This is a genomic window from uncultured Solobacterium sp. (assembly GCF_963550625.1).
In the GTDB taxonomy this organism is placed as follows: domain Bacteria; phylum Bacillota_I; class Bacilli_A; order Erysipelotrichales; family Erysipelotrichaceae; genus Bulleidia.
The window spans coordinates 43,583-52,325 of sequence record NZ_CAUVCV010000009.1 but is presented as its reverse complement, the minus strand read 5'-3'; the positions used below and the strand labels follow the sequence as shown (position 1 = coordinate 52,325).

The following is an 8,743-nucleotide window of genomic DNA, read 5'->3' as shown; positions in this document are numbered from 1 at the left end:
CAATTACAAATACAAATACAGAAAAGACTACTGTCAAAGTTACGAAAGCTTGGGTAGGAACACCAGCTGCTTCTGTAACTATCAAGTTACTCGCAGACGGTGCAGAGAAGGAAACAGTTACACTAACTGCTACAGACAACTGGACACATACATTTACTAACTTAGATAAGTATGCAGCAGATGGTCATGAGATTGCATACACAGTTGATGAAACGCCAGTTGCTGGATACACAAAGGCAATCTCTGGAACAGCAGCTACAGGCTTTACAATCACAAATACAATCACTGCGAAGGTATCTGTTCCAGTCACAAAGGTATGGGTAGGACCAGCAGCACCTTCTGTTACAATCAAGTTACTCGCAGACGGTGTAGAAAAAGATTCTGTAACATTAAATGCCGCAAATGGCTGGGCACATACATTTACAAATCTAGATAAATACAAGAACGGTACAGAAATTGTTTATACGGTTCAAGAACAACCAGTTACAAACTATGATTCAGCAGTTACTGGAGACGCAACTACTGGCTTTAAGGTAACAAACACAAATACAGAAAAGACATCTGTTAAAGTTACAAAGGCATGGGTAGGAACACCAGCAGCTTCTGCAACTGTTAAGTTATTGGCGGATGGTGCAGAGAAGGAAACAGTTTCATTAACAGCAGCTGACAACTGGACACATACATTCAGCAATTTACCTAAGTATGATGCAAATGATGGTCATGAAATTGTGTATACAATTGATGAGGTAGATATTGCAAACTACGTAAAGGCTATTACTGGAAGTGCAGCCACAGGATTTGTTGTAACAAACACAATCACTGGTAAGCTAGATATTCCAGTTACAAAGACATGGTTAGGAACACCAGCTGCTTCTGTAACTATCAAGTTATATGCTGATGGTGCAGAGAAGGAAACAGTTACATTAACAGCAACAGACAACTGGACACATACATTTACAAACTTAGATAAGTATGCAGCAGATGGTCATGAGATTGCCTATACAGTTGATGAAACACCAGTTGCTGGATATACAAAAGATATTTCTGGAACAGCAGCTACTGGATTTACTGTTAAGAATACAAATACTGCAACAATCAATATCCCAGTCACAAAGACATGGGTAGGTACTGCAGGAACTTCCGCAACAATCAAGTTTTTGGCAGATGGTGCAGAGAAGGAAACAGTTACATTAACAGCTGCAGATAACTGGACACATACATTCAGTAATCTTCCTAAGTTTGACACAACAGACGGTCACGAGATCGTTTATACAGTTGATGAAGTTGATGTTCCAAATTATACAAAGGGTATTTCTGGAACAGCAGCTACAGGCTTTACAGTTACAAATACAATCACAGGCAAAGTATCTATACCAGTTACTAAGGTATGGGTGGGACCACAAGCTTCTTCTGCTAAGGTAACTCTATTCGCGGATGGAGTTGAAAAGGATTCTATAACATTGAATGCCGCAAATGGCTGGGCACATACATTTACAAACTTAGATAAATACAATAATGGTACAGAGATTGTTTATACAGTTACAGAAGAGCCGATCGCTAACTATGATTCTGTCATTACAGGTAATGCAGCAAATGGCTTTACAGTCACAAATACAAATACAGAGAAGACATCTGTAGATGTTACAAAGACATGGGTAGGAACGCCAGCTGCTTCTGTAACAATCAAGTTATTCGCAGATGGAACAGAGAAAGAAACCGTTACATTAACAGCAGCAGATAACTGGACACATACATTTGCAAACTTAGACAAGTATGCAGCAGATGGTCATGAGATTGTTTATACAGTTGATGAGACTCCTGTTACAGATTACACAAAGGCAATTTCAGGAGATGCAGCAAATGGCTTTACAATCACAAACACGATCACTGGTAAGGTAAACATTCCAGTTACTAAGGTATGGGTAGGACCAGAAGCTTCTTCTGCAAAGGTAACACTTTACGCAGATGGCGTTGAAAAGGATTCCGTAACACTAAATGCGGCAAATAACTGGGTACATGTATTCGCTAACCTTGATAAGTATAATAACGGTACAGAAATCGTTTATACACTTACAGAAGAACCAGTAGCCAACTATGACTCCGCAATTTCAGGAGATACAGCTACAGGCTTTACAGTTACAAATACAAACACTGAGAAGGTAGCGGTAGATGTGACAAAGAATTGGGTAGGACCTGCAACAGACTCTATAACAATTAAGTTACTGGCAGATGGAGCAGAGGTTGAAAGTGCAGTCATTACAGCTGCAGACAACTGGATGCATACATTCAGCAATCTACCTAAGTACGCTGCGGATGGACATGAGATTGTTTATACAGTTGATGAATATGATGTACCAAGTTATGTAAAAGCAATCGAGGGAACATCTACAACAGGCTTTACAGTCACAAATACGATCACAGGTAAGTTGGATATCCCAGTTACTAAGGTATGGGTAGGACCTGCAACAGATAGCGTTACAGTAAATCTATACGCAGATGGTGTTAAGGTTGATACAGTACAACTAACAGCAGCTAATCAGTGGAAGCATACATTCGCAAATCTAGACAAGTATGAGAATGGACGTGAAATCGTATATACAGTTGATGAAGTATTGATCCCTGGATATAAGACTAAGATCACAGGTGATGCACAAACAGGCTTCACAATTACAAACTCCAAGGAGACACCAAAGACAGCAGACCACGTAAATCCGATGGCATATGCAAGCATCTTTGTAATATCACTCATGGCAGCAATCATTACAATGATTGAAAAGAAAAAGTTTGCAAGATAAGAAAAATCTTGAGTAAAATCAAAATAAATAAGCAAGTATTTCTAAAATGTTGAAATACTTGCTTATTGCATTATAGTCAATAAAATACGCATTTTTATGTTGATATTTACAACTATATTATATAAATGAAAGAAAATTTTATTAAATGAAAATTATTTTATTTGACAGATTAAAATATATGCTTTAAAGTGTAGAACATACAAAAGCTGTGAAGAGAAAAGTAATTGCTTTAACACTTCTTAGAGAGTCCGGATAGGTGAAAGCGGATAAGTTAACAAGTAATGAAAATGGTCTTGGAGCTGTTGTGTCGATAAGTAGGCATGACCGGGTATTCCCGTTATAGGATTAGAGTATGTTGGTACTCGATGAGGTTACTTCAGTGATGAAGTAATAAAACAAGGTGGTAACACGTGATGATATATCCCGTCCTTGCAGTATACGATTGTATATTGTGATGACGGGATTTTTTGTATAGTACTTTACGCCAACACGATAAAGGTACGGGAGGAAAAGATGAATACATTTATTAAAAAGTTTGCAGTAATTGCAACAACAATTTCCTTGCTTGCAGGATGCAGCGCAGGAAAGTCTAGCTCAACAGCTGAGACAACAACAGAGAAGAAGGTATTACGCTTCGGTCAAGCAAATGCAGGTACAGGCTTAGACATGCAGATTAGTACATCTTCTGGTGCAGCTTCAATTGCTGATGAAGTAACAGAGTCACTCTTACGTTTCAATGACAATAACGAAGAAGAACCAGTATTAATTGAAGATTTCCCAAAGGTATCTGAGGATGGTAAAGTATATTCCTTTACATTAAAGAAGGGTGTTTACTTCACAGATGGTACAGAGTTACATTCATCAGATGTTAAGTACACATTTGAACGTATGTTTACACCTGCTACAGGTGCTAAGTCAACAACATACTTCTCAATGATTGCAGGTGCGAAGGACATGCTTGCAGGAAATGCTACAGAGCTTTCCGGCTTTGAAATCGTTGATGATTACCACTTCAACATTACACTTGATTATGCATTCGCTCCATTCGTTAAGAACTTAGGAACTTCTTATGCAAATATCTTCCCTGAAAAGGCAACAAAGGAAGCAGGTGCAGCTTGGGGTACAGGTACTAACCTCATCGGTACAGGTCCATATAAGATTCAATCAAACGATGACACAACTGAGGTAGTACTTGTTAAGAATGAGAACTATCACGGTGGTGATGTAAATCTTGATGAATTACATTTCCTTTACTACGATGATGCACAGACAAAGTTAATCGCTTATGAAAATGGTGATATCGACTTAGCTGATTTACCAGCAAGTTTATTAGCACAGTATCAGTCTTCTCATGGTGATGAAATTCAGTCATACCATCCATTAGGAACATCATTTATCTCATTAAATCTTAAGAGTGAATATATCTCTGATGTAAATGTACGTAAGGCTATTTCACTTGCTATCAACCGTGAAGAATTAGTTAAGACAATTCTCGCTGGTGCAGGCATTCCTGCAACTTCATTCTTGAACAACCAGATTCCTGGTCATGATGATTCAAGAAAGGTATTAGAATACAATCCTGAAGCTGCTAAGAAGTTATTAGCAGAAGCAGGCTATAGCAATGGTATCTCACTCACAGCTGAAATTCGTGAAGCTGATAAGACAGTATTTGATGCATTACAAGGTTACTTAGCTGAAGTAGGTATCCAGTTAACATTAAATATCGTTGATAACGCTACTTGGAACTCTGATCGTGCTGCAGGTAACCTTGCATTAACAGGCATGACTTGGAATGCGTTATACCCAGATGGTGACTTCCAAATGTACAACTACTTCTACTCAAAGAACTCTGTAAACCGTGGTGTGTTCTATGACAACCCAGCATATGATGCAGCGTTAGATAAGGGTAGAGCTTCAACAGATGAAAAAGAACGTGCAGAATTATACAAAGAAGCAGATAAGATTCTTACATTCGATGACTATGCATGCATACCTCTATACTATCCACAGAGCCAATTCATTGCGAAGTCATACGTTAAGAACTTCACAGTAGGTAACTTAATCTACCACTTCTGGAATGTAGACGTTGATGCACAAGCAGCAGCTAAAGAACAAAAGTAACAAACATTAGGATAGCAGTCTGTGTGTGGTTACATACACAGACTGTATTTCTGTTATTGATGAAAGGATATAGGCATGGGTAAATATATTTTAAAAAGAGCAGTGTTGGCAGTGATGATTATCTTTGCGATTTCCTTACTTACATTTATTGTATTAAATGTAATTCCAGGAGATGTCGTAGCCGCAATGCTAGGTGAATTCGCAAGTAAAGACGCGATTGAAACTGCTAGACACCAACTAGGTCTAGATGTACCTTTGCCACTTCAATATTTGCGTTGGTTACAGGGCTTGGTTACAGGAAATCTAGGTACTAGCTATTTCCAACGTAAAGCAGTATTAACTTTAATCTTACAAGCATTTAAATATACATTTGTGATGGCGATTGCGGCATACATTATCGCAATCGTAATCGGATTATTATTTGGTGTATTAGCAGCGGTATACCACAATCGTATGATTGATCGTATCTTGATGTCGCTTTCTATTTTTGGTATTTCAGCGCCATCATTTTGGATAGCGATTATCTTACAGATTTTTGTAGGTTTGAAACTTGGCTGGTTTCCAGTATCAGGTGTGAAATCTTCAGTATGGTGGGTGTTACCATCATTTTCGCTAGGCATTCGATCTGCCGCATCAATTGCACGTGTTACACGTACATCGATGTTAGAAGTAATGAAACAGGATTATATCCGTACAGCTTTTGCAAAGGGTATTAGTTATCCAAGAATTATCTTCTTCCATGCATTCCGTAATGCATTGATTCCAATTATGACAATTCTTGGAAATGACTTTGGATTGCTGTTAACAGGCTCGATGATTACCGAGAATGTATTTAATATACCGGGTATTGGTAAGTTGTTAATCGATGCGATTAATCGTCGTGATATTCCACTTGTACAGGGTGGAGTTATCTACGTAGCAGCGATATGTGTATTAGTTTACTTTGTAGTAGATATATTATATGCAGTCGTAAATCCAAACATACGTTTAACGAAGGAGGTTAACTAATGAAAAAGAAAAATTTCTATAGTGAATCCTTCCAACGTTTCTGCAAAAATAAAGTGGCTGTCGTATCAGCACTTATTCTAGTCAGTTTAATTGTGATTTGTTTCATCGCTCCACTAATCACTAGTTATAATCCTGAAAAGCAGGTGTTATCAGAGCGATTATTATCTCCTAGTCTAAAGCACTGGTGGGGTACAGACCAATATGGTAGAGATATCTTTACGCGCTGTGTGTATGGTTGTCGTGTTTCGCTATCTGTTGGAATAATTTCGCAATTGATAGCGACAATTATCGGTTACTTTATGGGTGTTACCGCAGGCTATGTTGGTGGTAAAACAGATGATGCGATTTCATTTGTAATGCAGGTATTCTCATCATTCCCATTCCTATTATTTGCGATGGCTCTGATGTATGCATTAGGTCCTGGTATTACAAATTTATATATCTCACTTGGCTTATTAAGCTGGGCAAGTACAGCAAAGCTCATCCGTGGTCAAGTAATGCAGTTAAAGGGCCAAGAATACATTCAAGCATGTAAGGTGGATGGTGGTTCAACATTACGCATTATCTTAAAACACTTATTGCCAAACTGTATTCCAATGTTAATTGTATCGATTACATTAGGCATTCCTAGCGCAATCTTATCGGAAGCTAGTTTAAGTTATTTAGGTTTAGGTGTTCCATCACCAAAGCCAAGCTGGGGTTCAATGATTGCGGAATCACAGGATTTTATCCGCAGTAATACGTATTACAGTTTATTCCCGGGTTTATGCATTATTGTTACAGTAATGGCCTTTAATATGATGGGTGATGGCTTACGTGATGCCTTAGATCCTAAATTACGTATTTCAAGAGGTGAACTATGAGCCAGAGTACAGTATTGGAGATGAAAGACTTAGAAGTAGAGCTTAATTCAGAAAAGGGTCCACTTCCAGTCATCGATAAAGTAAATTTATCTATCAAAGAGGGCGAAATTGTAGGTATCGTAGGTGAAAGTGGTTGTGGTAAATCCATGCTAGCATCTGCGATTATGAATCTATTAAATTCACCTGCACAGATTGCGGCTGGTACTATCTTCTATGAGGGTCAGGATATGACCACACTTAGCTCTAAAGAATTTCAAAAAATTCGTGGAAATGAAATTTCAATGATTTTCCAAGAGCCAATGACTTCATTAAATCCATTGATGAAAGTTGGTAAGCAAATTGAAGAAGCTATCAAAGCACATGAGAAAGTTTCAAATGCTGAGCTAAAGGAGCGTGCAATCGCTGCGATTCGAGATGTAGGTATTCCGCAACCAGAAAAGGTTTATCATGATATTCCATCTAGATTATCTGGTGGTATGAGACAGCGTATTATGATTGCGATGGCTCTTGTGTGTCATCCAAAGCTGCTGATTTGTGATGAGCCTACAACGGCTTTGGACGTAACGATTCAAGCGCAGATTCTTCGCTTAATTAAGAAGCTACGTGATGAAACAAATACAGCAGTTATCTTTATCTCCCATGATATGGGAGTTATCTATCAGATGGTTGACCGTGTTGTTGTCATGTATGCAGGTCAATTTGTGGAGAGTGCTCCATGTAAGAAGTTATTTGAAAAACCATTACATCCGTACACGATTGGATTACAGAATGCAATTCCACAAATTAATAGACAACAATCTTCTCTACAAGATATTCCGGGCTCAGTACCGATGTTGGATAACTTGCCAGAAGGATGTTTGTTCGCACCTAGATGTCCATTTGCGAAGAGCGAATGTTTTACAAAGAAAGTTCCACTCAAGCACTATGATGATCATGATGTTCGTTGCTTGTTGGTAGATGAAGGAGGATGGCACAATGAGTGAAATCATTCTTGAAGTTCAAAATCTAAAGAAATACTACCAACAAGGTACACTATTTCAAAAGAAGGAAAGTGTAAAAGCAGTTGATGATGTAAGTTTTGTGCTACATCGTAAGGAGACATTAGCGATTGTTGGTGAAAGTGGATGTGGTAAATCAACAACAGTAAAATCAATTATACGTTTAACAGAACCTACTTCAGGGAAAGTTATCCTAAATGGAGAAGATTTTACAAGTTTAAAAGGAAAAGCACTTCGTGAAGCAAGAAAGAAGCTAAAGATCATTTTCCAAGATCCGTATTCTTCTTTAAATCCACGTATGACAGTACGTGATATCATTGCGGAGCCAATTGATATTGAAAAGACTTGGAAAACACGTGGCGAGCGAGAAGAGATGGTATTAGAAACCATGCAGCTAGTTGGACTAGATCCAACGTGGATTAATCGCTATCCACATGAATTCTCTGGTGGTCAAAGACAACGTATTGGAATTGCTCGTGCAATTATCTTAAAACCAGATATCGTTATCTGTGATGAACCAGTATCTGCACTAGATGTTTCTATTCAAGCAAAAATTATTAATTTATTAAAACAACTACAAGAAGAATTAAACATTTCTTATATCTTTATTTCTCATGACCTGGGTGTAGTAAAGCATATCGCAGATCGTATTCTAGTAATGTATTTAGGACATGTTGTTGAAGAGGGTACTAGTGAAGATATCTTCAATCATCCTTCACACCCTTATACACAAACATTATTAAATGCTATTCCTACAATTGGTGTAGAGATGAATGAGAGTTCACTCATTGATGGTGATCTTCCATCTCCATCAAACCCACCAAAGGGCTGTGTATTCCATACAAGATGTCCATTTGCGAAAGAGGAATGTGCACTCAAACAACCAGAAGTAAAAGACCTAGGAAATGGTCATCAATATGCATGCATACTAAATGCAGAAAATGAAAGTGAGTAAACT

6 protein-coding genes and 1 other annotated feature are annotated in these 8,743 nt (G+C 38.1%); all 6 genes read left to right on the top strand.

Annotated elements, in window-relative coordinates:
- The coding region (locus RYK16_RS06110; RefSeq protein WP_314851388.1) for a Cna B-type domain-containing protein at positions 1-2,795 on the top strand (2,795 nt) is incomplete at its 5' end.
- Positions 2,796-2,994: 199 nt separating this feature from the next.
- Positions 2,995-3,229, top strand: a binding site (T-box leader).
- A 79-nt stretch (positions 3,230-3,308) separates the two neighbouring features.
- Entirely contained in the window at positions 3,309-4,916 is a 1,608-nt protein-coding gene (locus RYK16_RS06105; protein WP_314851387.1) for an ABC transporter substrate-binding protein, read from the top strand.
- 75 nt (positions 4,917-4,991) lie between these two features.
- A complete protein-coding gene (locus RYK16_RS06100) occupies positions 4,992-5,924 on the top strand; it encodes an ABC transporter permease (protein ID WP_314851386.1) in 933 nt (310 codons plus the stop codon).
- Positions 5,924-6,787, top strand: coding sequence for an ABC transporter permease (locus RYK16_RS06095; RefSeq protein ID WP_314851385.1), 864 nt, complete (start codon positions 5,924-5,926; stop codon positions 6,785-6,787). The genes RYK16_RS06100 and RYK16_RS06095 overlap by 1 nt, the downstream gene beginning before the upstream one ends.
- Positions 6,784-7,770: an ABC transporter ATP-binding protein gene (locus tag RYK16_RS06090; protein WP_314851384.1), complete on the top strand. Its 987-nt coding sequence runs from the start codon at positions 6,784-6,786 to the stop codon at positions 7,768-7,770. The genes RYK16_RS06095 and RYK16_RS06090 overlap by 4 nt, the downstream gene beginning before the upstream one ends.
- Complete coding sequence (locus RYK16_RS06085) at positions 7,763-8,740, top strand: dipeptide ABC transporter ATP-binding protein (protein ID WP_314851383.1); 978 nt, start codon at positions 7,763-7,765, stop codon at positions 8,738-8,740. Before RYK16_RS06090 ends, RYK16_RS06085 begins: the two co-directional genes overlap by 8 nt.
- The last annotated feature ends 3 nt before the right edge of the window (positions 8,741-8,743 follow it).

Coding starts and splice junctions, on each gene's coding strand:
- RYK16_RS06105 (WP_314851387.1), top strand. CDS start 3,309: ATGAATACATTTATTAAAAAGTTTGCAGTAATTGCAACAACAATTTCC.
- RYK16_RS06085 (WP_314851383.1), top strand. CDS start 7,763: ATGAGTGAAATCATTCTTGAAGTTCAAAATCTAAAGAAATACTACCAA.
- RYK16_RS06095 (WP_314851385.1), top strand. CDS start 5,924: ATGAAAAAGAAAAATTTCTATAGTGAATCCTTCCAACGTTTCTGCAAA.
- RYK16_RS06090 (WP_314851384.1), top strand. CDS start 6,784: ATGAGCCAGAGTACAGTATTGGAGATGAAAGACTTAGAAGTAGAGCTT.
- RYK16_RS06100 (WP_314851386.1), top strand. CDS start 4,992: ATGGGTAAATATATTTTAAAAAGAGCAGTGTTGGCAGTGATGATTATC.